This window comes from Citrobacter sp. CK198, assembly GCF_030333295.1.
Classification (GTDB): Bacteria; Pseudomonadota; Gammaproteobacteria; order Enterobacterales; family Enterobacteriaceae; genus Citrobacter_B; species Citrobacter_B koseri.
On the sequence record NZ_JAOWGE010000035.1, the window covers coordinates 418710 to 443036 of the forward strand.

The following is a 24327-nucleotide window of genomic DNA, read 5'->3' on the forward strand; positions in this document are numbered from 1 at the left end:
AAAGCCCTCGTATTTGCGAGGGCTTTTTTTATGCCGGGTAAAACTGCCTAAGAGAGATTATCGACAAACCTTGTTTGCAGGAACGTCGAGTTTTTCTTTCAGTAAAATGTAATATCTTTATTTTCTGCACCAGAAAATGTTTCTGCATGTCTAAACTTGTAACCAGAAAAATAAGTCAATCGACGTCTCGCCACTGCTTGTTCAAACGAATGACTTCACTCAATAGTTCATTCTCATCCAGATCGCCATCATCCCTTAACTCAGGATCAGCGCAATAAGTATCTAAAGCTGTAAATACACGATCGATATACAATTGCGTTTTTTCATCAACTTTGATGATATCACTGGAGTCCCTGTAGCTTCTCCAGGCATCCATATATTCAATCTCAAATGCTAATGCTGATAAGTCTCCAGAAAGGAAACTATCTATTAACCTGAGTAAATTCATAACATCCCCCTTAGAACACATTCCCTAACGCCAGTAAATCATGCCGTTGTCTTTCAGACAGCTTCCAACCTGAGATAAAATTTCCATCAAAATCTGTCATAACATTAAGATTAGTTGATGGATTAAAATAGTGACAGACATCAGAATCCCATCGATACTTCCCCTTTATTTTAATAGTATCAACCATATCCATATGTTTCCTCACTGCATTTTCAAACGACACCAGATTTTGCTTATTAGTTGTACCAGAAATGCCAAAGTCTATAGCATGTTTAAATTTTTTCTGTAACTGCTTTGTAGAAAATTTAAAATCATTAAATCTTACAGCAGTCCTGGTTTCAATTCGCCTCGATTCCTCAAGTGCTCGAACCTCTGATTCTAACCCCACCCTCCCCAACCCATACACTGCGGCAATTGAGGCTGCCGTTATGGCAACACCGACTGTTTTCTCGTTAAGAATCTGATCGTAACCCTCAACAGCATCGCCACCCAGTTTCTCGGCGGTGTCCCTGAATCCCCCGACATTACCATTATAAATCCCCCCGGCCGCCAGCAGTCGCCCTACGCCAGCGCTGTTAAGGGTATGAGTCGGGGCTTTCGGCGTTGGAACAAACAGCTTATTGTATTCCGCTGGCAGGGCAAGATAACTACACTCGGTATTGCTTATCAGATGTTTACTGAGAATATAATCATAATTAACAGATATTATTTCTGTATCTATCTCGTCTTTTATAATGCGAAGCTGAATCCTTGATATTGAAGCACCTCTGAGCTGAATATAATAATACCTCTCCCATTGACCATATCTATTTATGCGGTAAAACCAAAACGCCAGAAACAGGTTTTCATTGTTATTAATCGCATTAGCTAACAGCGGTGAACTTTTGTCTATTTGCTTGCTGAATGTTAAGCTCTGTAGATTCGCACCTTTACCTGTATTCGTTACCCCCGAACTCAAAGAAAACACAAATATTTCATTCACATGGTTTCGTTGCCAACGATTACCGACCGAATCAGTCGTGCCACATCCATCAGAAATATCACCTTGTTGCTCACCAATGAGTTTAAGATAAACAATATCACTCATCCATTACTATCCTTACCTGGATAATTATTTGGTAGAACGAGAATGCGACTGAAATAAAATTATTTCCGCTAGCGGGATCATATTACTTTATAATAATACAAGATAATATTTTAAGAAGAATAATAATTCACACTAATTAGTGTTTCATTTAATAAGCATTTTGCGTAATGAACAAAAAGATAAGTACGTCCTGATAATCCAGGACGACGGCTGGCACCACATAAAACAACGCCACCCGAAGGTGGCGTGTTTTTTTATCAGCACTGGTCTCTGTCTAACCAGTTACCGCTTTCAATCAGCGTTAACCCTTCGACCGGACGTTGGTACACATACATCCATGCGCTTCCGTACGGTGTCTGGATTAACTGGCGTGCATATTCGCCGCCCCTGGTGCGCAAGGCATCAAGTTCGGCCAGCGTGGCGTTATCAATACGATAAACTTCACCGTGTACCGATCCGTTTCCCGGAACTGCGCCTGGATAGTGGCCCAGGCTATACAACTGGTAGTTATCGATACTGTAATCGCCCAGCAACTGGGCGTTGGTCATCCAGTGGCTGTTGCCCTGTTTGCGTCGTAAACTGCCGTAAACAAATATTCGCATTGCTAAAACTCGAACTGATAGAGCAAATCAAGTGCCTGATCTACGCCAGACACTGCTTCCAGATATAGCTTAGGCATCAGGCGATAACGTAACGTGAGCGTCGCCAAAGAGTCAAATATACCCACACCATATTTCACTTGCAGACCTGGCAGCACATATCCGCTGACCACAACCTGGGATGAGTCACCCACCCCTTGCGTGTCCAGCGCCAGATTGCTTACGCCAAATGTCTCCCCGATTTTACCCACAACCTGACCACTTTGTGCAACCCCCAGACCAACAAGCATTGAGGTCATCGCCGCACTGTCGCTCTGATCGCTCTCCAGCCCCTGGCCGCGCAGCAGGTAAGACAGCGCCTCCTGCTGGGACATCGCCGGGTCAGAGAAGATTTCCGCTTTCGGCTCATCTGCGGTGCCAGTCACGCGCACCCCGGCAATAACGTCGTTCTCCGTCGATTCAGGATTACGAATCGCCTCGATGTTGAGCAGCGGCTGATCCGGCGGGCCAGAGAACAGCAGTTCCCCCTTACGCACGATCAGATCCTGCCCATACGCATGGAAGCGCCCGTCAGGAATATTGATCTGCCCGTTAAGCCCCAGTCCCTGTTTGTCCTGCGCAACTTTCAGGTCGCCGGTCAGACGCGCTTTCAGGCCAAACGCATCCATGCGGACGTTGTTCCCTACGTGGACAATCAGGTTGCTGTTGATCGGAATCGACGCGCTCTGCGGATTTTCAGGCTGTAAATCGTTATTGAGCATGACTTCATCGCTGGAGACGCCTACCGCGCTTTCCGGCAGTTCATGCACCACGATACGCGCCCACGGCACATCCACGCGTCCATCCAGCGTGAACAGGCTCGGCGTCGCCTCAAAGACCACATCCGGGGAAACATCCAGCCGCACCATCGGCGGCACGGTGATACGCACGCGGCTGCCTTTCGCCGCCACGCGGGCGCGCCAGTTATCTATCTGGCTCCAGTCGGCGTCGCCGCTCAGATTAATTTGCCCCTGCTGTGTGCGCACCACGCCTTGCAGAGTTGAGCGCGTACCGTTGAAATTCATCGCCAGTTGGCTTGGCTGCATATCAAACGGCATAAAGTTGCCATCCACATCCAGGCCGCTCAGCTGTAGCTGACCAAACATCTGTGGGCTTTGCACGTCGCCCCCCAGACGCAGGTTTGCGTTCAACATGCCCGCCGCTTTTTCGCCGCGCGAGAAGACAGGGTTGACCATCGCCAGGTTGAAGTTGCGGATATTGACGTTACCGCCAATATTACGCCGCCCTTGCGGGTCGGTTATCTGTACCTGCCCGTCGAACTGGCCGTTATTGGTCAGACGGATCATCCAGCCTAACTGCGCCCGGTTATTGTGCAGATCGGCATTCAGGTTCAGCGTGTCGAAAGCCACCGGTAACGGCGCGTCATTGACCCGTTGCGTTACCTTCACGTTACGACCCGACAGTGTAACCTGCCCTTGCGGCAGCCCCTCTTTGGTGGTGTCCCACGCGACATCCGCTTTTCCGCTAAAGACGCCGCTGGCCTGCGTGGCGTCCGGCATAAACGGCTTCAGCATCGCCAGATCGAAACGGTTGAGATTCACCACCGCCCGTCCTTCTGCCCCGGCATCGATCGTTTGCGGTACGCACAGCTCCGCATTCGGGTTCGTCCAGCAGTGCGGCCCGATGCTGATTTTCTGTTCCTGGTTACGGTAATCCAGCGCAATGGCGCGCGTCAGCGACCACGGCCCCACCGGCGTCTGGAAGCGCGTATTGCTGAGCGTGCCTTTCCAGCGCGCTTCTTTACGGTCAAAACTGCCCGCAAGCGCAAGCTGCCCGGAGACCGGCTCGCCCTGAATCCGCAGTTGCAGTTCATGCTGCTTTTCGCTGCCTTTGGCATTCAGGGTGACGAGGTTGATATTGACGTTCGGCTGCGTAATCCGCTCAACGCGAACGTCAAGATTCCCGGCGATCTGGTCGGTGGATTTGATGTCCCCTTCCACACGCACCTGCGCCACCGACAGCTCCTGCCAGCGTAATCCACGCGCGTTGATATCCGCCAGCAACTGCGGCGCATCGACCGTACCACGAACCTTCACCAGCCCTTTGGCAGTACCGCCCAGCCCCGGCAGCGCGTTATCCAGATTCGGCGCATCAATTGTGGCGTCGAGATTGAGATCCTTAATGCCCAGCTCGCCTTTCACATCGGCGCTATTGCGTCCCAGCTCCAGATGCAGGCCCGGAATGACCCACTGCATGTAGCTGTTACCCTTCAGAGAACCGTTAACATTGACCTTGTTCTGCTTCACGTTACCGGTCAGTTTCAGCTCAGGCACATCCATCTGCCAGCTGCCGCCATAGAGGCTTCCCCGGGTTTTGATCAGGCCGTTGAGCGTAGAAGGCCAGTCCGGGATCTCTTTCGCCGTGTTGATGCCGTCCAGCGTCAGTTCGCCGCGCCAGCTGATCGCCTGCTGCCAGTCAACCAGCGCTTTCAGCTCGGTTTTCCCTTCCAGCGCCGCCACGGTGAGCTTATCGAGATTGATCTGCTGTTCGTTGCCTTTCGCATCCAGGGTAATAGTGGCGGGCGGAATGTCCTGCCCCTTCACCGCCGTGCGCATCGACAACGTGTAGTCGGTCATCTTGCCGGTAAGTTTGAGTTTGATATCGTCGGCCTGGAACTGCTTGTCGCCGGTAAACGGCCAGTAAACCTGGCGGCTTGCCACTTCAACGTTCAGCGGCAACCCGGCCTCGGCGAGGCGCGTCTGGGCGCGCAGATCCATATCCACCGGCCCGGAGAGGTTAACGCCGATCTCCAGCTGTTCACGCAGCGCGCCGCCTACCTTCAGCTTCACCTTTTCGCCTTTCAGCGGATCGATATTCAGCGTGCTGTTGAGGGTGATATCCACCGGCCACGAGTTGGTCAACTGCGCCGTTCCGGTCGCATTGACGGTGCCCTGGTTGGCGTCGATATCCAGCGCATCCAGTTTCATATTGCCGTCGATGCTGCTGACTTTCAGCAGCATGTTGCGCACCGTCAGGTCAGTATCGCCCGTCACGCGCAGCTGTTCGCCCTTAAACTCCTCAATATTAAGGTTGAGCGGCAGATGCACATCGGCCATCTCCGGCAACACGGGCTTTGAGAACAGATCTTTCAGCGTCTCGCCAAGCGGCTTTTCATCCGGTTGGGGATGGTCAATCTTCGGTTCAACCACCTCTTCCTGCGCCACTTCCGCCACTTTTGGCAGCGCGATTAGCAGCCCCTGTAGCGAAGTGGGCTTCAGAGTCAGGGTTTTCTCCTGCCAGTTAAGGCCGGAGGTGAAATCCATCACCGAGACGGTCGTATCATCAATTTTGAGATTGATATTGCTGAGCGCCACGCGCGAAAGCGTGATGGGATACGGCGTGGAAAGATTCAGCGGCCCGCTGTCCTCTTCTTCCTCCACCGGTTCGGAAGGCGGCATTTTTTTGCTGTCGATGGCGACGTTGATGTCCTTCAACGACAGATCGTTAACACACAGGCTGCTGTCCCACAGGCAGCCGAGTTTCACCGCCAAATGGATTTCACCGGCATTCACCGCCACGCCGGGCTGATCGTAACGAATATTTTTCAGCGACAGGTCACGCCAGCCGCCAGTTACCTGACCGATCTCCAGCCCCGGCACCCAGCGGTTCGCCGCGTTAAAGACCAGATGCAGCCCCGTCGTGGTGCCCACCAGGAACGCCACGGTTCCCAGCAGCAGCAGAATAAAAATCAGTACGCCGAGGCTTATTTTCTTCCATAAACTCATAATTCAGGCCCCAGACCGATGTAAAACTGTAAACCGTGTTCGTCTTTGTCACCAACCGGCACGGCAAAATCGAGCTTGATCGGCCCGACCGGAGACTGCCAACGCACGCCAACCCCGGCGCCGGTTTTAACGTCGCTCTTACGGATATCGCTGACGGCTTCGCCGCTGTCGACGAACATCGCCCCCCACCATTTTCCGGTCACGTTGTACTGGTATTCCAGCGAGCCCGTCACCAGCTTCGACGCCCCTTTCAGGTTGCCGTCGCTGTCTTCCGGCGAGATAGATTTGTATTTATAACCGCGAATACTGCGATCGCCACCGGCGAAGAAACGCAAATCCGGCGGCACTTTGTCGAAATCGCCGGTCTCAATCCAGCCCAGGTTGCCGCGCATCACGAAGCGATGGCGATCGTACAGCGAGCGAATCCAGACGTTTTGCGCCTGAAATACCGAGAAATCCACGTCCGAACCCCAGGCGGTGTTTGAGTAATCGATGGAGTAACGCTGGGAATCCCCCCACGTCGGCATCAGGCCGCCGCGCGATCGGGTACGGCTGATCATCACGCCCGGATAGAGCAACATGGTGGTGTTGGTGACGTTACCCTGCGTAAAGTGGTCGAGACTCCAGCGCAGATTGATGGCGCGCTGCCAGCCGCTGGAAAGGTCCCAGTAGCGGGAAACGGCAAGCGTGGAGGAGTCCGCTTCGGTGTCGTTGAGATCGGTGCGCTTAATCCCCCCCTGAACCAGATAGTATTGTTCCAGCGGGTTCTTTAAGAGCGGCATTTTATAGCTGAAATCGACCTGCTGCTCTGGGGCGGAGATACTGGCGCTGGTGGTCAGGCTGTGGCCGTAGGAGTTCATCCACGGTTTTTTCCACGTCGCCTTCACACGCGGCCCGACGTCGGTAGAGTAGCCGACGCCCGTTTCAATGGTGTTTTCAGTACGTGGCGACATGACGCCGTGCAGCGGTAATACTTTGGTTTCGCGCGCTTTATCAAATTCAGGCGCGACGACGACCGAGTTAAACCAGCCGGTGGCCGACAGACGGCGGTTCAGCTCCGCCAGGTCTTTCGACTGGTAGTAATCTCCCTCTTTGAACGGGATCAGGTTTTGCAGATACTCGTCGCGAATCTGCGAACCTTCGAAAGTGACCAGGCCAAAGCGATAGCGCTCGCCGCTGTTGTAATCAATGTCCCAGAACGCCTGGTGACGATCGAGCGACACGCCTAACTGGCTTTTATTAAATTCACTGTCGAAATAGCCTTTACGTAGCGCCACGCTGGTTAATGACTTTTTGAAGCCGTCATAGTCGCCATGATTCAGCACGGTTCCGATGGCCGGACGCGTTTTCAGCAAATCCAGATAATCCCTGTCGGTACGCGCGCCGCCGCGTAAAATCACTTCTGTTCCGCCGATGCGAACCGGTTCGCCTGGCGTCACTTTGGCGAGCAAGACCTGACGCCCCTTCTCCGGCGGCGGGCGCAGCTCAAAATCAATGGTCGGCTCGTAGTAGCCCAGCGCTTTTAATCCTTCGCGGATGGCATCATCAACGCGCGCGCGAAAACGCCGGTCCGGCGTCACTTCATCACTTTGAATCGTAGACAACTGCGCACGAACGTTTTTTTCCAGCTCGCCCGATAACCCCTCGACCTGTAAACGGACGTTTGCGGCTACGGCAGAACCGCTTAAGCACAGTAAGCTAACCCAGCATAACTGACGGATATATGGCACGTTTTCTCCTGAATATCCCTTATTCCCACCCCTGGAAGGAAATCACAATGCCGCTCCACGGCTTAACAAAAACCCAACAACCGGGATTGAAAAACAGACGACAACCCAAATATTTCTTATGTTTACTCTAGACGCATTCACTGTAACTATTGTGTGCAAAGACGCGTCTCGTTACAACCTTAACCCCAATTACTGATTTCGGGAGAATGGCCCATGAGTTTATTTGATAAAAAGCATCTTGTTTCACAAGCAGATGCCCTACCTGGACGCAATACCCCGATGCCAGTGGCAACTTTACATGCGGTAAACGGACACTCAATGACAAACGTGCCCGAAGGGATGGAAATTGCCCTCTTCGCCATGGGTTGCTTCTGGGGCGTCGAGCGTTTGTTCTGGCAATTACCTGGCGTTTACAGCACCGCAGCGGGATACACCGGCGGCTACACGCCAAACCCAACCTACCGGGAAGTCTGCTCCGGGCAAACCGGCCACGCCGAAGCGGTACGCGTCGTCTACGATCCGCAGGTTATCAGCTATGAACAATTGTTGCAGGTCTTCTGGGAAAATCACGATCCGGCGCAAGGTATGCAGCAGGGCAACGATCACGGAACGCAGTACCGCTCGGCGATTTATCCGTTAACGCCAGAGCAGAACGCCGCCGCACATGCCAGCCTGGCGCGTTTCCAGAGCGCGATGACTGCGGCAAACGACGATCGCCACATCACCACCGAGATCAACACCGCCACCCCGTTTTACTATGCCGAGGACGATCACCAGCAGTATCTGCACAAGAATCCGTATGGCTATTGCGGCATTGGCGGGATCGGCGTGTGCTTACCGCCGCAAGGTTAATTCAGCGCCACTGGCGGCTTTACAGTTCCTTACGCTATACTAGCGACTGAAATTACCGGCCCACATCCTTCGGGCCGGTTTTCAATGTGTATATCACACGGATTTATCAACTTCCCCTTCCGAGGATCTGACCTGAACGGTCGGATAAGATATGTTAAACAGTATTTTAATTATACTCTGCCTGATCGCTGTGAGTGCGTTCTTCTCGATATCCGAGATCTCGCTTGCCGCTTCACGAAAGATAAAACTCAAGTTGCTGGCTGATGAAGGCAACATCAATGCGCAACGCATCCTGAAAATGCAGGAAAACCCCGGGACGTTTTTTACCGTGGTGCAAATTGGCCTTAACGCTGTCGCCATTCTGGGCGGTATCGTCGGTGATGCCGCATTCTCTCCGGCCTTTCATTCGTTGTTCTCGAACTATATGTCGCCAGAACTCTCCGAGCAGTTAAGCTTCGTGCTCTCCTTCTCGTTAGTTACCGGTATGTTCATCCTGTTCGCCGATTTAACCCCGAAACGCATCGGTATGATTGCGCCAGAAGCCGTGGCTTTGCGTATCATCAACCCGATGCGCTTCTGCCTGTTCGTCTTCCGCCCCTTAGTGTGGTTCTTCAACGGCCTGGCAAACAGCATTTTCCGCCTGTTTAAAATCCCGATGGTGCGTAAAGACGATATCACCTCGGACGATATTTACGCCGTCGTGGAAGCCGGGGCGCTTGCTGGCGTGCTGCGTAAGCAGGAACACGAGCTGATTGAAAACGTGTTTGAGCTGGAATCGCGTACCGTGCCGTCTTCCATGACGTCGCGTGAAAACATCATCTGGTTCGATCTGCATGAAGATGAGCAAAGCCTGAAAAATAAAGTCGCGGAGCATCCGCACTCAAAATTCCTGGTGTGTAATGAAGATATCGATCACATCATCGGCTACGTTGATTCTAAAGATCTGCTCAACCGCGTTCTGGCAAACCAGAGTATGGCGCTTAACAGCGGCGTGCAGATCCGCAACACATTAATCGTGCCGGACACCCTGACCCTCTCTGAAGCGCTGGAAAGCTTTAAGACGGCGGGGGAAGACTTCGCGGTGATCATGAACGAATACGCGCTGGTGGTCGGGATTATCACGCTGAACGACGTGATGACCACGCTGATGGGCGACCTGGTCGGTCAGGGTCTGGAAGAACAAATCGTGGCGCGCGATGAAAACTCCTGGCTGATCGACGGCGGAACGCCGATTGACGACGTCATGCGCGTGCTGGATATCGACGAGTTCCCGCAGTCCGGCAACTACGAGACCATCGGCGGCTTTATGATGTTTATGCTGCGTAAAATCCCGAAACGCACCGACTCGGTGAAGTTCTCGGGCTATAAATTTGAGGTGGTGGATATCGACAACTACCGTATCGATCAGCTACTGGTAACGCGCCTCGACACCAAAACCAGCATCCTGGTCCCTAAACTGCCGGATAGCAAAGAGAAAGAAGAAGGCCCGGCATAAATGCCAGGCCCTGGAAACATCAACGGCTCCCATTGGGAGCCGTTTTTTTATACTACTTTAAACTACTGCATAGCACTTTGGTTAAGCCATCTCAGTTTGCAGACGCAGAACCTGACGGTTAACTTCGGACATCACAGACAAATGCTGCTTATCCTTCACTTTTGGGATAAGAATCTTGCCCTTATCAAACTCAAAAGCGCCAACGTCCTTGATATATAACCGTCCACGGAACAGGATCTTCACGTACTTCGCCACCTGTAGCGGGTTGTACCGTTGGAAAATTTTCATTGTTATCTCCTGCTGAGCGTTACGCCTTTGCGGTGCCACATTCGGCCCAGCTGTTCTAAGGCGCAAATTTTAATGCCATATGACTATAGACTATCTCTACGATGTTTCCAGTGTGTATAAGTTTATTTACCTTTTCATTACAGTTATTCAGAATTATCTATTCACCGATTCGCTGTCTTCAGTATAAGTCTTCATTTTTCGCAGGATTTGTGCGCCCGTCCGCAAACTGGCATCACGCTTGCGGGAAAAAGCATCATTCGCACATATGATTAAACTTCAGACCCAAGTGGTCGGATCACCTGCAAAAAAATAAAGAAGGAAACCCCATGACCTTACGTAAACTGCTGGCGCTGTCGTGCCTGTTACTGCCGATGATGGCCTCCGCGCATAACTTTGAAACCCATCAGCGCGTATCACCGATTGGGATCGCCGATCGCGGCGAACTGATTCTTGATAACAACAAGTTTAGCTACAAAAGCTGGAATAGCGCGCAGCTCCCCGGGAAAGTTCGAGTGTTGCAGCACATCGCCGGGCGAACGTCAGCGAAAGAGAAAAATGCCGCGCTGATAGAAGCGATTAAATCCGCGAATCTCCCGCATGACCGCTACCAGACGACCACTATCGTCAACACCGACGACGCGATTCCGGGCACCAGCATGTTTGTGCGCAGCAGCATCGAGAGCAATAAAAAACTCTATCCGTGGTCACAATTTATTGTCGACAGCAATGGCGTGGCGCGTAAGGCATGGCAGCTTGAAGAAGAGAGCTCCGCCATTGTGGTGCTCGATAAAGACGGGCGTATTCAGTATGCCAAAGACGGCGGGTTAAGCCAGGCAGAGGTGCAGCAGGTGATCGCCCTGCTGCATAAGTTGCTGAATAATTAATAGATAGAGACCCGGAAGCCGGGGTTAAGGAACGATTCACGCGGGGTATAGTCCAGGGGTTTCCCCTGCCAGTTGTGAACGTGCGCCCCGGCCGCAGCGGCAACGGCATGGCCTGCGGCAGTGTCCCAGACGCAGGTCGGCCCAAAGCGCGGATACAGCTGCGCCTGCCCTTCCGCCACCAGACAAAACTTCAGCGATGAGCCGATGGAGGTCGTCTGATGCTCGCCCAGCTGTTGCAGGTACTCTTGCAACTCGTTGTCGGCATGGGAGCGGCTAATCACCACCAGCGGCGGTCGCGCGTCGCGCACCTGAATCCGTTTACGCACGCCGCACTCTTCTTTCCAGGCTTTTCCTTCCGCAGCGCTGTACATCACTTTCATGACGGGCGCGTAGACCACGCCCAGAACCGGTTTGCCTTTATCAATCAGCGCAATATTGACGGTAAACTCGCCGTTACGTTTGATGAACTCTTTGGTGCCGTCTAACGGGTCAACCAGCCAGTAGCGCTGCCAGTGCTGGCGCACATCCCAGGAGGGCGGATCTTCTTCCGACAAAACCGGGATATCCGGCGTCAGCGCCTGTAACCCTTCCAGTATCACCGCGTGGGCGGCAATATCCGCCGCAGTAACCGGAGAATCATCCTGCTTGTTGGTGATTTCAATCGGTTTGATTCCATCGTAGACCTGCATAATGGCATCGCCCGCATTCCGTGCAAGCTGGCATACATGTTCTAGCATTCTCCACCTCGTTTATGGCAGTGGCGTTTAACTCTTTGTTTTACTTATACCCCATCGTAAATGAATCCGCCATCTGTGATAGCGATTGCGGTTTTAATGGCTGAATTCATGTCATGATTCACAGTTCTGTAAGCAACAAGACTTATATACATTTTCTTTTGTGTTTCAGATCTAAAAAAGGATGCCCCTGATGATTAAGTTTAGCGCAACGCTCCTGGCCACGCTGATCGCCGCCAGCGTGAATGCGGCGACCGTCGATCTTCGGATTATGGAAACCACTGATTTGCATAGCAACATGATGGATTTCGATTATTACAAAGATACAGCGACCGAAAAATTCGGACTGGTACGCACAGCAAGTTTAATTAACGCCGCCAGAAATGAAGTCAAAAATAGCGTGCTGGTCGATAACGGCGATCTTATTCAGGGGAGTCCGCTGGGCGATTACATGGCGGCAAAGGGGCTGAAAGCCGGTGATATTCACCCTGTCTACAAGGCGTTGAATACGCTGGATTATGCGGTCGGCAACCTCGGTAACCATGAATTTAACTACGGTCTGGACTATCTGCATAAGGCGCTGGCGGGCGCGAAGTTCCCTTACGTGAATGCCAATATCATCGACGTTAAGACCAAAAAGCCGCTGTTTACGCCTTATCTGATCAAAGAGACTGACGTGGTCGATAAAGAGGGCAACACGCAGACGCTGAAAATTGGCTATATCGGTTTTGTCCCTCCGCAGATTATGACCTGGGATAAAGCCAACCTGAGCGGCAAAGTCACCGTCAACGACATTACCGAAACCGCTCGTCAGTATGTGCCGGAAATGCGGGCCAACGGCGCCGACGTTGTGGTGGTGATTGCCCACTCCGGGCTTTCTGCCGATCCGTACCAGACGATGGCGGAAAACTCCGTGTATTACCTGAGCGAAGTCCCCGGCGTTAACGCCATCATGTTCGGCCATGCGCACGCGGTCTTCCCTTCCAAAGATTTTGCCGATATCAACGGCGCGGATATCGCAAAAGGTACGCTTAACGGGGTACCGGCGGTCATGCCGGGTATGTGGGGCGATCATCTGGGCGTGGTGGATCTGGTGCTCAACAACGACAGCGGCAAATGGCAGGTGACCGGTGCGAAAGCCGAAGCGCGGCCCATTTACGATGCCGCCGCGAAAAAATCGCTGGCCGCAGAAGATAAAAAACTGGTGGGTATCCTGAAAGCCGACCACGATGCCACCCGCGAGTTTGTTAGCAAACCGATCGGTAAGTCCGCCGATAACATGTACAGCTACCTGGCGCTGGTGCAGGACGATCCTACCGTGCAGGTGGTGAACAACGCGCAGAAAGCGTATGTCGAACACTTTATTCAGGGCGACCCGGACCTGGCGAAACTGCCGGTGCTCTCTGCCGCTGCGCCGTTTAAAGTCGGTGGACGTAAAAACGATCCTGCCAGCTTTGTTGAAGTGGAAAAAGGTCAGCTTACCTTCCGCAACGCCGCCGATCTTTACCTCTATCCGAACACGCTGGTCGTCGTAAAAGCCAGCGGCAAAGAGGTAAAAGAGTGGCTGGAATGTTCCGCCGGGCAGTTCAATCAGATTGATGTCCACAGCAGTAAACCGCAGTCATTGATCAACTGGGACAGTTTTCGCACCTATAACTTTGATGTGATTGACGGCGTGGAGTATCAGATTGATGTGTCGCAGCCTGCGCGCTACGACGGCGAATGCCAGACGGTGAATCCGCAAGCGGAACGTATTAAAAATCTGACCTTCAACGGCAAGCCTGTCGATCCGAACGCCATGTTCCTGGTCGCGACCAATAACTATCGCGCCTACGGCGGCAAATTTGCCGGTACGGGCGACAGCCACATCGCCTTTGCATCACCGGATGAGAACCGCTCCGTGCTGGCGGCGTGGATTGGCGCGGAGTCGAAGCGTGCGGGGGAAATCCATCCGGCGGCGGACAACAACTGGCGTCTGGCGCCAGTTCACAGCGACACGAAACTGGATATCCGCTTCGAAACCTCGCCGTCCGACAAGGCTGCCGCGTTTATCAAAGAGAAGGGACAATATCCGATGAATAAAGTCGCTACCGATGACATCGGCTTTGCGATTTATCAGCTGGATTTGAGTAAGTAAAACCACGCCGGGTGGCAGCTTCGCCTTACCCGGCCTACGCGATCGACACGCCGTAGGCCGGATAAGCGCAGCGCTATCCGGCAAGCCGTTATGCTGCTCGCTCTTTCCGCTGTGCCAGCACCTGCGGCAAATTGAGCTCGATCCAGTCCGCCAGCGCGGCGACCTTCTCACTCACCTGTTCACCCAACGTCGTCAGACTGTACTCCACATGCGGCGGCACCACCGGGTACGACACCCGATGAATAAATCCATCCTGCTCCAGCGCCTGTAATGACTGCGCCAGCATTTTTTCACTCACGCCGCCCATCTTGCGGCGTAAATCGCTGAAGCGGTGCGTTCCATCACGCAGCGCCACGAGAATTAATACGCCCCAGCGGCTGGTGACATGCTTTAACACCTCGCGAGAAGGACACTGCTCGGCAAACAAATTGCCATCGCGAAGCTGCTGAGAAAGCGTCGGGTTCGTCATCTTTACACTTACCTTTTTGTACGTACTTACTAAAAGTAAGTTTAAGTGCTAGCTTAATGAAACACAAGACGAACACAGGGAGATCCCCCATGATTGCAATTACCGGCGCGACCGGCCAACTGGGCCAACACGTTATCGATACCTTACTGAAAACCGTTCCTGCCAGCCAGATTGCGGCGATTGTCCGTAACCCCGCGAAAGCTGACGCGCTAACCCGACTGGGCGTTACCGTACGCCAGGCAGACTACAGCGACGAAGCCGCGTTCACGGCAGCGTTGCAGGGCATCGACAGATTGCTGCTGATCTCATCAAGCGAAGTCGGGCAACGTGCCGCTCAGCACCGCAACGTGATTAACGCGGCAATAGCTGCAAACGTGAAATTCATTGCCTATACCAGCCTGCTGCACGCGGACCGTTCCCCGCTGGGCCTGCATGTTGAACATGTGGAAACCGAAAAAATGCTGGCGGATTCAGGCATTCCTTACGCCCTGCTGCGCAACGGCTGGTACACCGAAAATTACCTGGCGAGCGCGCCAGCGGCCCTGGAGCACGGCGTCTTTATCGGCGCGGCCGGAGAAGGCAAAATCGCCTCCGCAACCCGTGCCGATTACGCTGCCGCAGCCGCTCGCGTCATCAGCGAAGAAGGCCATGCCGGTAAAGTGTATGAACTGGCAGGCGACGAAGGCTGGACGCTGAGCCAGTTAGCCGCCGAACTGGCAAAACAGAGCGGGAAAAAGGTCGTCTATCAGAACCTGAATGAAGCCGATTTCGCCGCCGCGCTGAAAGGCGTGGGCCTGCCAGCGGGTCTGGCGGATATGCTGGCTGATTCTGACGCGGGCGCCGCAAAAGGCGGCCTGTTTGACGACAGCCATACTCTGAGCGCACTGATCGGTCGCCCGACAACCTCACTGGCGGAAAGCGTCAAAAGCATCCTGTAAGTGTTAAAAACAGGTTAATTGTTGTGGCATCCCTGCTGGCCATCTCTGATAATGAACAGATGGCTTTCAGGGAGAGACAACGTGCAAGGCGTACCCGAACAGTTTAGCGATGAGAAAGACAGCGCCCGCTTTCGCCATCTGGCGCAGGTGCCGGGGGTTGAGCTGTATCATGCGCATATCTCGCGTTACGCTTTCGAGCCTCATACCCACGAAGCCTTCGGTATCGGCGCGATTGAAGCCGGCGCCGAACGCTTTCGCTATCGCGGTACGCAGTACGTTGCCCCCGTTCACTCCGTTGTCACCATGAATCCCGATGAGCTGCATACCGGCGAAGCGGAAACCGCCGACGGCTGGCGCTATCGGATGATTTATCTCGATCCCGATCTGCTGGAAGAAGTGACCGGGGTTCGTCACTGGTGGTTTCATGAGGTCACGCGCCACGATCCGCTGCGCTCACGCCAGATCTGCACGCTGATCCACGGCCTGTGGCATACCGACGATCCGCTGGCGCAAAAAGGGCTGCTGCTCGATCTGATCGACACCTTCCAGCCGCTGGCGCGCCATGCGCCGGAAGTGCGGGAAGGCGGACATCGCTTTGAGCGCGTGCGGGACTATCTGCACGACAACTACATGCATCCGGTCACGCTTGACGAACTGGCGCGGGTCGCCTCATTAAGCCCCTGGCATTTTCAGCGTCAGTTCAAGGCTCATTTCCACGTTACGCCGCACCAAATGCTGATGGCGATCCGTCTGTGGCGGGCAAAGGCGTTTCTCACGCTCGGGATGCCCGCAGCGGATGTGGCGGCCGCCACCGGGCTAACCGATCAATCTCATCTCACGCGCGCCTTTACCCATCGCTACGGCATTACGCCAGTGCGCTATCAAAAACAGGTTTATCCGCGCTAATGCGCAATCTCATACAATACTGGCGCATTTCTCCTGCCTACACTTTTCGCAATGTGAAACGATGTGGATATCAACGATGATTAGCGGCGTGTTGTATGCCCTGCTGGCAGGGTTAATGTGGGGACTGATTTTTGTCGGACCGTTGATCGTACCGGAGTATCCGGCGGTATTGCAGTCGATGGGGCGCTATCTGGCGCTGGGGTTAATTGCTGTACCCCTGGCGTGGCTGGGGCGTGCGCGCCTGCGCCAGTTGACGCGCAAAGACTGGATAACCGCACTCGCGCTGACGATGATGGGCAATCTGATCTATTACGTCTGCCTGGCGAGCGCTATCCAGCGCACGGGAGCCCCCGTTTCCACCATGATCATCGGCACGTTGCCGGTGGTGATCCCGGTGTTTGCCAACCTGCTCTACAGCCAGCGAGATGGTAAGTTATCCTGGCGGCGTCTGGCGCCTGCGCTGGCGCTCATCGGCGTTGGCCTGCTGTGCGTCAATATTGCGGAGCTGAATCAGGGGCTGCCGGAGTTTAGCGGCTGGCGCTACGGTTCAGGTATCGCGCTGGCGCTGGTTTCCGTTGTGTGCTGGGCATGGTACGCGTTGCGTAATGCCCGCTGGCTGCGGGAAAACCCGGATAAACATCCGATGATGTGGGCAACAGCACAGGCGCTAGTGACGCTTCCCGTTTCGCTGCTGGGTTATGTTGCGGCCTGTATCTGGTTGGGTAAGCAGATGCCCGACTTTCCTCTCCCCTTTGGCCCCCGGCCGGATGTCTTTGTCGCCCTGATGGTCGCCATTGCCGTGCTCTGTTCATGGGTGGGGGCGCTATGCTGGAACGTCGCCAGTCAAAAGCTGCCGACGGTGATTCTGGGGCCCTTGATCGTGTTCGAAACGCTGGCTGGCCTGTTGTACACCTTTATACTGCGCCAGGAATTTCCACCGCTGCTGACGGTAAGCGGCATTGTGCTGCTGATTGTTGGGGTGGTGATAGCCGTCAGAGCCAGGCCGCAGAAACCCGGCGTCGTCGTGGTTTCACAGTCATAATGTGCCGGATGGCGCTGCGCTAATCCGGCCTACAAGATATTATCCTGTAGGCCGGAGCAGAGGTTAAACTTTAAACACCGCTACCGTCTGGGTCAGACGTGCCGCCTGCTCTTCAAGCGCTACGGCGGCAGTCGCCGACTCTTCCACCAGCGCGGCGTTCTGCTGCGTCACGCGATCCATCTCCGCCACCGCCAGGCCAACCTGGTCAATGCCGCGACTTTGTTCATCAGATGCAGAGGCAATCTCCCCCATGATGTCGGTCACACGCGTTACCGCACTGACAATTTCCGCCATCGTTTCCCCCGCTTCATGCACCAGCGCGGAACCCGCGCTGACTCGATTACCGGAGTCATCAATCAGCGTTTTGATCTCTTTCGCCGCCTGCGCGCTACGCTGCGCCAGCGTGCGCACCTCGCCAGCGACCACCGCAAAGCCACGACCCTGTTCGCCCGCGCGAGCAGCTTCCACCGCCGCGTTCAGCGCCAGGATATTGGTCTGGAATGCGATACCGTCGATAACGCTGGTGATCTGCGCGATTTTGCTGGAGCTGGTGGCAATTTCATCCATCGTGCGCACAACGCCGTCCACTACGTTGCCGCCCTTCTGCGCCGTCTCAGAGGCATTTTTTGCCAGGCTGGACGCCTGACGTGCGTTGTCGGCGTTCTGTCTCACGGTTGCGGTGAGTTGTTCCATACTGGCGGCAGTCTCTTCCAGCGATGCGGCCTGCTGTTCAGTACGTGAAGAGAGATCGCTACTGCCTGCCGCAATTTCACCCGCACCGGTATAGATCGTGTCAGCACCTTCACGTACCACGCTGACCGTATTCGCCAGCGCCTGCTGCATCTCATGTACGTTATGCGCCAGTAGCGCCATTTCATTACTGCCTTCGGTATGGATATTGCGCGTCAGGTCGCCTGCCGCAATATGGCGGATATGTTCCATAACATCATGCAACGGTTTAAGTAAGACACGCTGCATTGCCAGCCAGCTAATCACGATCACCGCGACAACCGCCAGCATAACGGCCGCCAGAATCCACAGAATGCGCTGGTAGTCCTGTTCATTTTGTTGAATGCCCGCGTTCGTCAGTTCGGCCTGCGCGGCACGCCATTCCAGGTACACGTCCTGCATCGCCGTCTGTTTTTGTTCCGCATTCTGTTTGAACATCTCTTCCAGTTGTCCTGCGGCAAGGAAGGTATTCATTTTCGCCAGCGTCGCGGAGTAGATGCCGTACTGCTCTTCCAGACGGTCGGCCAGGTGTTCATCCAGCCCCGGCGTTTCTGGCAGCGCGTAGTATTTATCGTAATGACGCTGCGCATCAGCCAGCAGGGTATTCGCCGTCTTCACCAGTTCATTTAGCTGACCGCCGTTGATCTCATTGGCCATGCTGCTTTGCAGGCGCAACATGCCGCGGTTAAGCGTGACGCGCGCCTGGTTCAGGCTGATCCAGGCATCGGTAAACTCCGCGACGTTCTGGCTGGAACGCTGCGATACGGTAAAATTCTGCTTATCGTTATTAAGCGCGCTGATAAAAACGCCCGCCGAAATAAGCTGCATCGCGCCGAGGGCGAGTAACACGATAATCAGTAAGGTTATAACTTTGATTCGTTTGAACATTTGTTGCCTTTTACTATGCAGGTATTGTCAGAGGTCTAACTATCGGCAGTGCCGCCGGCATATTTAATTTTGTCCGGCGGCTTGCCGCGCGTATTCCTGCCCTTTTCAATAAGATTCAGCACGTTAAGGCACAAACATTTTTTTGTGATGGTCATCACATTTTATTCTGACCCGAAAGGGTTATATCTTCGGCTTAAAGATGCATTTAAAATACATCTTATATTATTGAGAATGAGGTAACGGCTATGTCTTTTCGCGATCAACCTTTAGGTGAACTGGCGCTCTCTATTCCTCGCGCCTCGGCGCTGTTTCGTAAGTACGATATGGATTACTGCTGCGGTGGTAAGCAGACGCTCGCGCGCGCTGCTGCACGTAAAGAGCTGGATGTAGAAGCCATTGAAGCAGAACTGGCACAGTTGGCTGAACAACCGATTGAGAAGGACTGGCGTACCGCGCCGTTGGCCGAAATTATCGACCACATTATCGTGCGCTACCACGACAGACACCGTGAGCAGCTGCCGGAGCTGATCCTGCAAGCCACCAAAGTGGAACGCGTTCACGCAGACAAACCCAGCGTACCGAAAGGTCTGGCGAAATACCTGACTATGCTGCATCAGGAACTTTCCAGCCACATGATGAAAGAAGAGCAGATCCTGTTCCCGATGATCAAACAAGGCATGGGAAGCCAGGCAATGGGCCCGATTAGCGTCATGGAAAGCGAACACGATGACGCTGGCGAATTGCTGGAAGTGATCAAACACACCACCAACAACGTCACGCCGCCGCCAGAAGCCTGCACCACCTGGAAAGCGATGTACAACGGCATTAATGAAATGATTGACGATCTGATGGAACACATCAGTCTGGAAAACAACGTCTTGTTCCCGCGCGCACTGGCCGGGGAATAATGTGTAGCCGGATGGCGCTAACGCTTATCCGGCCTACAATCCGTAGGCCCGGTAAGCTTTGCGCCACCGGGCATCAAGATTAACGCACTCCTGCCATACGTTTCTTACCGATAAACAGCCAGCCCAGCCCCAGCGCAATAAACCACAGCGGCGTGACGATCAGCGCCTGACGGGTATCATCTTCCAGCGTCAGCAGTACCAGCACAAAGACGAAGAACGCCATACACACCCAGCACATCAGCTTACCAAGCGGCATCTTATAGATGGACTTCTCATGCAGGTGCGGACGCTGCTTACGGTACACCAGGTACGAGCAGAGAATGATGGTCCAGACAAACATGAACAGAATAGCCGACACCGTCGTGATCATGGTGAACGCGCCAATCACGCTCGGATTGATGTACAGCATCACCACGCCGCCCAGCAGACAGATACAGGAGAAGGTCAGCCCTTTTGCCGGCACCGCGCGCTTAGACAATTTAGCGAACGCTTTCGGCGCCACGCCCTCTTGCGCCAGACCAAACAGCATACGGCTGGTAGAGAACACGCCGCTGTTGGCGGAAGAGGCTGCAGACGTCAGCACCACGAAGTTAATCAGGCTGGCGGCGGCCGGCAGTCCTACCAGTACAAACAGCTCAACAAACGGGCTCTTGGTTGGTACTACCGAGCTCCACGGCGTGACCGACATAATGATGATCAGCGCAAAAACGTAGAACATGATGATACGAATCGGGATTGAGTTAATCGCGCGCGGCAGGGATTTCTCCGGGTCTTTGGTCTCTGCGGCGGTGGTGCCCACCAGTTCAATCCCCACGAACGCGAATACCGCTATCTGGAAGCCCGCAAAGAAGCCGCTGATCCCTTTCGGGAACCAGCCGCCATCATTCCACAGATGAGTAAACGACGCTTCAACCCCGGTCGGTGATTTGAAGTGCATCATAACCATCACCAGACCAACGACGATCAGCGCCACGATGGCGACAATCTTGATCATCGCGAACCAGAACTCCATCTCGCCGAACATTTTCACGGTCGCAAGGTTAAGGCTCAGCAGCAGAACAACGACCGCCAGCGAGGCGACCCAGTCAGAAAGGCCGGGGAACCAAAACTGCGCATAGGCGGTAATCGCAACGACGTCCGCCATCCCGGTGACTACCCAGCAGAACCAGTAAGTCCAGCCGGTGAAATATCCCGCCCACGGCCCGAGCAGGTCAGAAGCGAAATCACTGAAGGATTTATATTCCAGATTCGAGAGCAGCAATTCACCCATTGCCCGCATGACGAAAAAGAGCATAAAACCGATGATCATATAAACGAAAATGATCGACGGCCCGGCGAGGCTGATCGTTTTACCAGAGCCCATAAATAAGCCGGTGCCGATGGCGCCGCCAATCGCAATAAGCTGAATATGACGGTTTGTGAGATTGCGCCGTAGCGACTGTTCAGCCGGTGCCTGTTCGTCGGCAACGACTTTTACCTGATCTACCATGTTTTTTCTTCCTGTACCTGTCTGTGTTGTGCAGGCTCTGCGGCCTTTAGTGCGTCATATGATACGACGATCCTGTTATCAGGACTCATCGATATTAGGTAAGAATCGGCGGGATGAATACTAAGATTTAGATATAATGTTAATTATATGTTTAAAGTGAGTGTCATATCACTCTGGCAACGCGAATTAGCTCACAAAAATACACGCAATAGCTACATTTGCAAGATAAAATATCGACATCTGGCTAACTTACGGTTTTCTTGCATATTTTCTGTTCCCCCCAACAAAGAGGGGAACAGAAGTCACTGCTTACAGGATTTCCAGCAGTTCTACGTCAAACACCAGAGTGCTGAACGGAGGAATGGACGCGCCCGCGCCACGCTCGCCGTAGGCCAGTTCCTGAGGGATAGTCAGTTCCCATTTGGAACCAACCGGCATCAGGGTCAGCGCTTCAATCCAGCCTGGGATCACGCCGTTCACCGGGAATTCAGCCGGTTCGCCGCGCGCAACGGAGCTGTCAAATACGGTGCCGTCGATCAGTTTGCCGGTGTAGTGTACACGTACACGGTCAGTACGCGCCGGAATCGCACCTTCACCCTGGGTGATCACACGGAATTGCAGACCGGATTCGGTGCTGTTCACACCCTCTTTCTCACGGTTTTCTTCCAGATATTTGACGCCATCTGCCGCCATTGCCTGGAAGCGTTCGCGACGTACGGCATCCGCACGTTCGTGGATTTCACGCAGCGCGCGATGCACCACATCAACAGGCACTGCCGGGTGTTTGCCTTCCAGCGCATCAGCGATACCTGCCACCAGCGCTTCAGGCAACAGACCTTCCAGACCGGATTCGCTCAGCTGCTGCCCTACCTGTAAACCAATGCCGTAGCTTGCTTGCGCTTCGATAGTGTCAAAAGTCGGGGTTGCCATCATATTTCCTTTCATCGGAGGTAAAGTAGCGGGCAGCATAACAGCCACGTCTCTTCCGGTAAAACTTTGTCTCGGGAAGAGATGACAAATCGCGGGGAAAAAGAAACAATAAGAATAACCCATGCTGATGTCACGAAAGCGGGTATAACTACGAACATCATAGCGTTAGGCATCTATACTCTATGATTGAGGAACGAGACGCGGAGCAGGAGGAAAGCCATGCCCGGGCGCTTTGAACTAAAACCAACCCTGGCGAAAATCTGGCATGCACCGGACAATTTTCGCATCATGGACCCGCTGCCGCCTATGCATCGCCGTGGCATTATTATTGCCGCTATCGTGCTGGTGGTCGGTTTTCTGCTTCCCTCGAATGATACCCGCGATACGCCCGTCGTCACGCGTAATGTCCAGACAGATATCCAGTCACAGTCGCAACCGCCGACGGAAGCCGAACTTCAGGCGCAACTGGTCGCCCCGCAAAACGATCCGGGACAGGTCGCCCCCGTAGCGCCGGAACCCATCCAGGAAGGCCAACCGGAAGAACCGCCGCAGACGCAGCAATCCCAGCCGCAAACACAGCCTTTCCAGCAGAATGGGGGAATTGACCAGCAGTGGCGCTCCTATCGCGTGGAGTCAGGTAAAACGCTGGCGCAGTTGTTCCGTGACCACGGCCTGCCGCCAACGGACGTTTACGCGATGGCGCAGGTTGAAGGCGCAGGCAAGCCGCTGAGCAATCTGAAAGATGGCCAGATGGTGCAGATCCGCCAGAATGCGAATGGCGTGGTGACAGGATTGACCATCGATACCGGTAATGACCAACAGGTTCTGTTTACCCGTCAGCCAAACGGCAGCTTTATTCGCGCCCGTTAAGCGCGCAAATTGCCGGATGGCGGCGTCGCCCTATCCGGCCTACGGCACCCGCGATTGCAGGCCTGATAAGCGGTAGCGCCATCAGGCGTTACCGCTTCACCTTGTTCACCCACCAGATCCCCGAACACACCAGCACCAGCGCAACCGCATATTTCAATTCAAAAATGTTTTCGCCGAGGAAAATCGCCGACAGCACCGCACCAGAAACCGGAATCAGGAAGTTAAACGGCGCAATCATCCCGACGCGGTTGTACTTGAGCAAAATACTCCACAGCGCAAAAGCAACAGACGAGAGCAGCGTCAGATAGCCCAGAATCGCCACAGAAGAGAGGCCGTGCACGGAGAGCGAGCCGCCGAAGGCATAGCCGCCAATCACCAGCGCCAGGCCGCCGATGCCAAGCTGATAGCCCGTCATCACCGTTGGGTCAACCGTCTGCGAAATACGTTTACCGTAAAGGGTCGCGGCAGAAAGAATAAAAGCAGCCAGCACCACGGAGCCATCACCCAACAGGCTAAAGCTGAAATCCATCAGCCCGCTGTTGAAGTTCACCACCATCACCCCGGCAAAACCAAGAATACAGCCGAGGGTTTTGTTGTAGCTCAGTTTGTCGTTCTGGTAGATGAAGTGCGCCAGCAGCACGCTAAAAAAAGTGCCTGTGGCATTCATGATCGATCCTTTCACGCCCGTGGTGAACGCCAGACCGATATAGAAAAAGATATATTGCAGCGAGGTTTGCGTCAGCCCCAGCAGGGTCAGTTGACCAAACTGGCGCGGGCTTAAGCGGCCGATCGGTTTACGCTGCGCCATCGCCAGCAACAGCAGCAATAACCCCGCGAACAAGAAACGGTATCCGGCAAAGACAATTTTTGACGGGATATCATCTGTCGCAATCTGAAAGATCTCGTACCCGCTTTTTATCGCCGGGTAGGCGCTTCCCCATAACAGACAACAAAATGCCGCCCCCAGATAGACAACGTTTTTACGCGCGAACAGGGGCTGCTGGTGGGTTATCTCCATTCCATCACCACTTTGAAATAATGTTTTATTTTTTATTATCCCGAAAAGGGTAAAGAATAGCCAGTGCGAAAAACAGGGGGGCAGAAAAGCAAAACGCCAGC

At 53.9% G+C, this 24327-nt stretch carries 21 protein-coding genes; 9 read left to right on the top strand and 12 right to left on the bottom strand.

Features of this window, described 5'->3' with window-relative positions; genetic code table 11:
• Nucleotides 1–175: 175 nt before the first annotated feature.
• The 5 genes from OGY62_RS19800 to tamA all read right to left on the bottom strand — a co-directional run bounded on the left by OGY62_RS19800 (nt 176) and on the right by tamA (nt 7649).
• Nucleotides 176–448 carry a colicin immunity domain-containing protein gene (locus tag OGY62_RS19800; protein WP_047459410.1) on the bottom strand — a complete coding sequence of 91 codons (273 nt, stop codon included), beginning with the start codon at nt 446–448 and terminating at the stop codon, nt 176–178.
• Between the two features lie 10 nt (nt 449–458).
• A complete protein-coding gene (tssD, locus tag OGY62_RS19805; protein ID WP_286460452.1) occupies nt 459–1535 on the bottom strand; it encodes a type VI secretion system tube protein TssD in 1077 nt (358 codons plus the stop codon).
• 257 nt (nt 1536–1792) lie between these two features.
• Nucleotides 1793–2137 carry a gamma-glutamylcyclotransferase family protein gene (locus OGY62_RS19810; RefSeq protein WP_012134386.1) on the bottom strand — a complete coding sequence of 115 codons (345 nt, stop codon included), beginning with the start codon at nt 2135–2137 and terminating at the stop codon, nt 1793–1795.
• Between the two features lie 2 nt (nt 2138–2139).
• Nucleotides 2140–5919: an autotransporter assembly complex protein TamB gene (tamB, locus tag OGY62_RS19815; protein ID WP_286460453.1), complete on the bottom strand. Its 3780-nt coding sequence runs from the start codon at nt 5917–5919 to the stop codon at nt 2140–2142.
• Nucleotides 5916–7649, bottom strand: a complete 1734-nt coding sequence (tamA, locus tag OGY62_RS19820) for an autotransporter assembly complex protein TamA (RefSeq protein ID WP_286460454.1) — start codon at nt 7647–7649, stop codon at nt 5916–5918. Before tamA ends, tamB begins: the two co-directional genes overlap by 4 nt.
• Nucleotides 7650–7862: 213 nt before the next feature.
• On the opposite strand from tamA, the gene msrA reads away from it, so the two are divergent.
• Together msrA and paeA are read left to right on the top strand one after the other, a co-directional pair.
• Nucleotides 7863–8501: a peptide-methionine (S)-S-oxide reductase MsrA gene (gene msrA / locus OGY62_RS19825; RefSeq protein WP_024130782.1), complete on the top strand. Its 639-nt coding sequence runs from the start codon at nt 7863–7865 to the stop codon at nt 8499–8501.
• Between the two features lie 151 nt (nt 8502–8652).
• The gene (gene paeA, locus OGY62_RS19830; RefSeq protein ID WP_012134390.1) at nt 8653–9996 is read left to right on the top strand and encodes a polyamine export protein PaeA; all 1344 of its coding nucleotides are present in this window, start codon (nt 8653–8655) and stop codon (nt 9994–9996) included.
• Nucleotides 9997–10077: 81 nt separating this feature from the next.
• Here the strand turns inward: paeA and OGY62_RS19835 are convergent, their stop codons facing one another.
• A complete protein-coding gene (locus tag OGY62_RS19835) occupies nt 10078–10284 on the bottom strand; it encodes a DUF1107 domain-containing protein (protein WP_004857160.1) in 207 nt (68 codons plus the stop codon).
• 326 nt (nt 10285–10610) lie between these two features.
• On the opposite strand from OGY62_RS19835, the gene OGY62_RS19840 reads away from it, so the two are divergent.
• Entirely contained in the window at nt 10611–11168 is a 558-nt protein-coding gene (locus tag OGY62_RS19840; RefSeq protein WP_275166077.1) for a YtfJ family protein, read from the top strand.
• Here the strand turns inward: OGY62_RS19840 and cysQ are convergent.
• Nucleotides 11165–11905: a 3'(2'),5'-bisphosphate nucleotidase CysQ gene (gene cysQ, locus OGY62_RS19845; protein WP_047459424.1), complete on the bottom strand. Its 741-nt coding sequence runs from the start codon at nt 11903–11905 to the stop codon at nt 11165–11167. The two genes, OGY62_RS19840 and cysQ, sit on opposite strands and share 4 nt — an antisense overlap.
• A 190-nt stretch (nt 11906–12095) precedes the next feature.
• Here cysQ and cpdB point away from each other — a divergent pair, with 190 nt between their 5' ends.
• Nucleotides 12096–14039 (top strand): 2',3'-cyclic-nucleotide 2'-phosphodiesterase, encoded by a 1944-nt coding sequence (gene cpdB / locus OGY62_RS19850; protein ID WP_286460455.1) that lies wholly within the window; start codon nt 12096–12098, stop codon nt 14037–14039.
• 88 nt (nt 14040–14127) lie between these two features.
• On the opposite strand, the gene OGY62_RS19855 is transcribed toward cpdB, so the two are convergent.
• Nucleotides 14128–14508: a winged helix-turn-helix transcriptional regulator gene (locus OGY62_RS19855; RefSeq protein ID WP_012134394.1), complete on the bottom strand. Its 381-nt coding sequence runs from the start codon at nt 14506–14508 to the stop codon at nt 14128–14130.
• Between the two features lie 89 nt (nt 14509–14597).
• Between OGY62_RS19855 and OGY62_RS19860 the strand changes: the two genes are divergently transcribed.
• The 3 genes from OGY62_RS19860 to OGY62_RS19870 all read left to right on the top strand — a co-directional run bounded on the left by OGY62_RS19860 (nt 14598) and on the right by OGY62_RS19870 (nt 17394).
• Nucleotides 14598–15446, top strand: a complete 849-nt coding sequence (locus OGY62_RS19860; RefSeq protein ID WP_058668468.1) for an SDR family oxidoreductase — start codon at nt 14598–14600, stop codon at nt 15444–15446.
• Between the two features lie 81 nt (nt 15447–15527).
• The gene (locus OGY62_RS19865) at nt 15528–16352 is read left to right on the top strand and encodes an AraC family transcriptional regulator (protein ID WP_047459432.1); all 825 of its coding nucleotides are present in this window, start codon (nt 15528–15530) and stop codon (nt 16350–16352) included.
• Between the two features lie 76 nt (nt 16353–16428).
• Nucleotides 16429–17394 (top strand): DMT family transporter, encoded by a 966-nt coding sequence (locus OGY62_RS19870; protein ID WP_200074042.1) that lies wholly within the window; start codon nt 16429–16431, stop codon nt 17392–17394.
• 63 nt (nt 17395–17457) lie between these two features.
• On the opposite strand, the gene OGY62_RS19875 is transcribed toward OGY62_RS19870, so the two are convergent.
• A complete protein-coding gene (locus OGY62_RS19875; protein WP_286460456.1) occupies nt 17458–19011 on the bottom strand; it encodes a methyl-accepting chemotaxis protein in 1554 nt (517 codons plus the stop codon).
• A 245-nt stretch (nt 19012–19256) separates the two neighbouring features.
• Here OGY62_RS19875 and ytfE point away from each other — a divergent pair, with 245 nt between their 5' ends.
• Nucleotides 19257–19919, top strand: coding sequence for an iron-sulfur cluster repair protein YtfE (gene ytfE, locus OGY62_RS19880; protein ID WP_012134400.1), 663 nt, complete (start codon nt 19257–19259; stop codon nt 19917–19919).
• A gap of 79 nt (nt 19920–19998) precedes the next feature.
• On the opposite strand, the gene cycA is transcribed toward ytfE, so the two are convergent.
• Nucleotides 19999–21408 carry a D-serine/D-alanine/glycine transporter gene (cycA, locus tag OGY62_RS19885; protein WP_012134401.1) on the bottom strand — a complete coding sequence of 470 codons (1410 nt, stop codon included), beginning with the start codon at nt 21406–21408 and terminating at the stop codon, nt 19999–20001.
• 309 nt (nt 21409–21717) lie between these two features.
• The gene (gene bamJ, locus OGY62_RS19890) at nt 21718–22338 is read right to left on the bottom strand and encodes a BamJ family beta-barrel-assembly machinery protein (protein WP_024130787.1); all 621 of its coding nucleotides are present in this window, start codon (nt 22336–22338) and stop codon (nt 21718–21720) included.
• A gap of 219 nt (nt 22339–22557) precedes the next feature.
• On the opposite strand from bamJ, the gene OGY62_RS19895 reads away from it, so the two are divergent.
• Nucleotides 22558–23208, top strand: a complete 651-nt coding sequence (locus OGY62_RS19895; protein ID WP_012134403.1) for an OapA family protein — start codon at nt 22558–22560, stop codon at nt 23206–23208.
• An 88-nt stretch (nt 23209–23296) separates the two neighbouring features.
• On the opposite strand, the gene OGY62_RS19900 is transcribed toward OGY62_RS19895, so the two are convergent.
• Nucleotides 23297–24226 carry a DMT family transporter gene (locus tag OGY62_RS19900; protein WP_012134404.1) on the bottom strand — a complete coding sequence of 310 codons (930 nt, stop codon included), beginning with the start codon at nt 24224–24226 and terminating at the stop codon, nt 23297–23299.
• Nucleotides 24227–24327: the final 101 nt, after the last annotated feature.

Bases quoted from the DNA above. Each gene is read 5' to 3' on its own strand.
- OGY62_RS19800 (WP_047459410.1), bottom strand. From the start codon at position 448: ATGAATTTACTCAGGTTAATAGATAGTTTCCTTTCTGGAGACTTATCA.
- tssD (WP_286460452.1), bottom strand. From the start codon at position 1,535: ATGAGTGATATTGTTTATCTTAAACTCATTGGTGAGCAACAAGGTGAT.
- OGY62_RS19810 (WP_012134386.1), bottom strand. From the start codon at position 2,137: ATGCGAATATTTGTTTACGGCAGTTTACGACGCAAACAGGGCAACAGC.
- tamB (WP_286460453.1), bottom strand. From the start codon at position 5,919: ATGAGTTTATGGAAGAAAATAAGCCTCGGCGTACTGATTTTTATTCTG.
- msrA (WP_024130782.1), top strand. From the start codon at position 7,863: ATGAGTTTATTTGATAAAAAGCATCTTGTTTCACAAGCAGATGCCCTA.
- paeA (WP_012134390.1), top strand. From the start codon at position 8,653: ATGTTAAACAGTATTTTAATTATACTCTGCCTGATCGCTGTGAGTGCG.
- OGY62_RS19835 (WP_004857160.1), bottom strand. From the start codon at position 10,284: ATGAAAATTTTCCAACGGTACAACCCGCTACAGGTGGCGAAGTACGTG.
- OGY62_RS19840 (WP_275166077.1), top strand. From the start codon at position 10,611: ATGACCTTACGTAAACTGCTGGCGCTGTCGTGCCTGTTACTGCCGATG.
- cysQ (WP_047459424.1), bottom strand. From the start codon at position 11,905: ATGCTAGAACATGTATGCCAGCTTGCACGGAATGCGGGCGATGCCATT.
- cpdB (WP_286460455.1), top strand. From the start codon at position 12,096: ATGATTAAGTTTAGCGCAACGCTCCTGGCCACGCTGATCGCCGCCAGC.
- OGY62_RS19855 (WP_012134394.1), bottom strand. From the start codon at position 14,508: ATGACGAACCCGACGCTTTCTCAGCAGCTTCGCGATGGCAATTTGTTT.
- OGY62_RS19860 (WP_058668468.1), top strand. From the start codon at position 14,598: ATGATTGCAATTACCGGCGCGACCGGCCAACTGGGCCAACACGTTATC.
- OGY62_RS19870 (WP_200074042.1), top strand. From the start codon at position 16,429: ATGATTAGCGGCGTGTTGTATGCCCTGCTGGCAGGGTTAATGTGGGGA.
- OGY62_RS19875 (WP_286460456.1), bottom strand. From the start codon at position 19,011: ATGTTCAAACGAATCAAAGTTATAACCTTACTGATTATCGTGTTACTC.
- ytfE (WP_012134400.1), top strand. From the start codon at position 19,257: ATGTCTTTTCGCGATCAACCTTTAGGTGAACTGGCGCTCTCTATTCCT.
- cycA (WP_012134401.1), bottom strand. From the start codon at position 21,408: ATGGTAGATCAGGTAAAAGTCGTTGCCGACGAACAGGCACCGGCTGAA.
- bamJ (WP_024130787.1), bottom strand. From the start codon at position 22,338: ATGGCAACCCCGACTTTTGACACTATCGAAGCGCAAGCAAGCTACGGC.
- OGY62_RS19895 (WP_012134403.1), top strand. From the start codon at position 22,558: ATGCCCGGGCGCTTTGAACTAAAACCAACCCTGGCGAAAATCTGGCAT.
- OGY62_RS19900 (WP_012134404.1), bottom strand. From the start codon at position 24,226: ATGGAGATAACCCACCAGCAGCCCCTGTTCGCGCGTAAAAACGTTGTC.